General features: G+C 60.4%; 3 protein-coding genes and 1 pseudogene. 1 reads left to right on the top strand and 3 read right to left on the bottom strand.

Annotated elements, in window-relative coordinates; genetic code table 11:
* Nucleotides 1-180: 180 nt before the first annotated feature.
* Nucleotides 181-393 (top strand): annotated as a pseudogene (locus AAFO90_RS24665) (transposase); the annotation flags it as partial.
* Between the two features lie 98 nt (nt 394-491).
* Here AAFO90_RS24665 and AAFO90_RS24660 read toward each other — a convergent pair.
* The 3 genes from AAFO90_RS24660 to AAFO90_RS24650 form a co-directional block, all read right to left on the bottom strand.
* Nucleotides 492-1,598 carry a UvrD-helicase domain-containing protein gene (locus AAFO90_RS24660; RefSeq protein ID WP_347511161.1) on the bottom strand — a complete coding sequence of 369 codons (1,107 nt, stop codon included), beginning with the start codon at nt 1,596-1,598 and terminating at the stop codon, nt 492-494.
* Nucleotides 1,599-1,790: 192 nt separating this feature from the next.
* Nucleotides 1,791-2,147, bottom strand: a complete 357-nt coding sequence (locus AAFO90_RS24655; RefSeq protein ID WP_347511160.1) for a hypothetical protein — start codon at nt 2,145-2,147, stop codon at nt 1,791-1,793.
* A 30-nt stretch (nt 2,148-2,177) separates the two neighbouring features.
* Nucleotides 2,178-2,393: hypothetical protein (locus AAFO90_RS24650; RefSeq protein ID WP_347511159.1), on the bottom strand; the 216-nt coding region annotated here is incomplete at its 5' end.

Raw genomic sequence — 2,393 nt, 5'->3', positions numbered from 1 at the left:
AAATCGGCCAAACCGCCGCTCAGGCGGCCAATACGGGGCGAAAATCGCTGGAAATGACGCCTCAACCGCCCCAAACTGCCCTCAAGCGGCAACATCGGCGCAGCCGAAGACGTTGTTCAGACGTTCCCTGAGAGTTGGCCGTCCTGCGAGAAGGTCTGCGTCAGCAGATGGAGGTTTCGCATGGCGGATGGTGGAGACGGATTTGTGGGGCGGTGCGAGGTTGTTGAACCTCGGCGGCGGGGCAAGCGGCGTTGGCCTGATGAATTGAAGGCTCGGATTGTGGCAGAGAGCCTTCAACCCGGTGTCCGGGTTGTCGATGTGGCAGCGCGCTATGACATTCTCCCCCATCATTTGTCAGATTGGCGTCGCCATGCGCGTCAGGGCCGGTTGGCTCTGCCGAGTGAATTGATGGACGCGTTGAACGGATCGCCAAGGTCGGAAGCGACGGCGCCCGCCTTCGTGCCATTGTCCATTCTGCCTGAGCCGATGGGTCAGCCGGCATCTTCCATGGCTGAGGCCGGACATGGTGGCATCGGGGTGATGACGATCGAGGTCGGGGCCGACGTTCTGCTGCGCATCCATGGTGATGTTGCGGTGGAGCGGGCATCGGCCTTGGTGCATGCGCTGCTCTCCTTCTTCTCGAGCCACTCCCTGACCCGGACAGCTTCTTTAACGCGCGCCATGGGCACGAGCCCTTGGAGATCACGTGACACCTCGATCCCAGCACCCACCAGTGCGCGCTCGACCACGTGTATATGCGCGCGCTGGCGCACCAACACGGCGGTTGATGTCCAGCGCCATTTTTCCTTGCCTACCGCTGCGCGCAGGCGGAGCAGCTCGGCTGTCGCGAGGGCCGCGTGGCTTTCGATGGTTCGATCGGCATTCTCAAGGATCGTTACCCGACCAAGATCGGGATCGCGCGGTCGGTGATAGCGACCCTGCAATGGATCATGGGTTCGGTTTGGATCGATTTCGATCTCCCGGGTCTTCAGGCGATCGGAGCAATGGGAGATGATTTCCGCCGCACAGCGCAGGATGGCTCCGCTCGAGCGGTAGTTCCATGTCAGCTCAGGCATCTTCTTGGGCGTGTTGAATAGCTGGTCGAAGGCGCGGATATGCCGCCCACTGGCACCACCGAAGTCATAGATGTTCTGGTCATCGTCTCCGACCGCAATAAAGCGGACATCGACGAGGTCGGCTGCGCTGCGCGCCTCGCTCGCAGCCTTCTTCTGACTCTGCTGGGAGATCTCCTTGATCAACGCGAAGGAGTCCTCGGTCACGTCCTGGAACTCGTCGACGAAGACCCAGCGGAAGCGCCGCAGGATGAGGTCCGAGAGATTGCCACCGTCATCGCGTTGCTGGATTAGCCGCGCGCTGGCGCGCGACAGGATGCGGTCGAAGGCGCTGGCCTTGCGCCCGCTGTCAGCCTCGGTGTCGGTGAGTCCGACTTCCTCGCCGACCGCCTCATCCGAGAGCTCTGCGAAGGACTGGCCGAGCACCTGCAAGGCAAAAGAGTGATAGGTGTAGCATCGAAGAAGGCCGCGTAACCATTGTGACTTGCGCCGAGCCCACACAGCCACCGCAGGACCTTGATCCACTCGCGATCCATCGTCTCGAAAGCCAAGACCTCGGAGCGAAGGAGGGCGATGGTCTCCAAGGTGTCCTGAACGGGATCTGCCAGGCCTGTCTTGGCAAGGTAGGGCTTGTTCAGCGCATGCGACTTGAGGGTGGGAAAGGCGAGAGGGCTGAGCCAGATCGTATCGACGAGCTGAAGGTCATCGAATGACCTCTTAGCAACTGGTCCGAAATCCTGCGACCACCTCTCTCCCTGTCAGCGCTTCGAGCTCAGGGAGATCGTGGATCGCTGCATTGTGGCCGATCGCAAAGCGATGACTACGCAGTTCGGCCTCGATTTTCGTGGCAGACAGTCCGCGCTTGTTGGCGGCCTCCTCTGGCTTAGCGTTGGCAGGAAATGCGGCGGCATCACGAAGGCGCACCAGCCCCTTGGCGTCATCGATGATTTCGAGATCGAAGCCAACTGAGGCGGTAAGTAGGTCATCAAAAGCAGCAATTGGTGTCACCGACGCGGTGGCGCCACCGTGCTCCATAACTGCTTGAAACCCGTCGGAGAAAAAACGCTTGAGCAAATGATACCTCCGGGTGGGAGGAGATAGAAATTACAAGCCAAATTCAATCGAAAAAGTTGGTTGCGACCAGGTATGAGTGAAGGTCCGGTATGGGGAAGCCGCGGTGCGGCAATGGTGATCTTGAGGAACGTCTGAACAACGTCTTCGGCTGCGCCGATGTTGCCGCTTGAGGGCAGTTTGGGGCGGTTGAGGCGTCATTTCCAGCGATTTTCGCCCCGTATTGGCCGCCTGAGCGGCGGTTTGGCC

It is taken from the genome of Phaeobacter sp. CAU 1743, from assembly GCF_039839315.1.
GTDB lineage: Bacteria > Pseudomonadota > Alphaproteobacteria > Rhodobacterales > Rhodobacteraceae > Phycobacter > Phycobacter gallaeciensis_A.
This window is presented reverse-complemented; position numbering and strand designations above follow the sequence as displayed.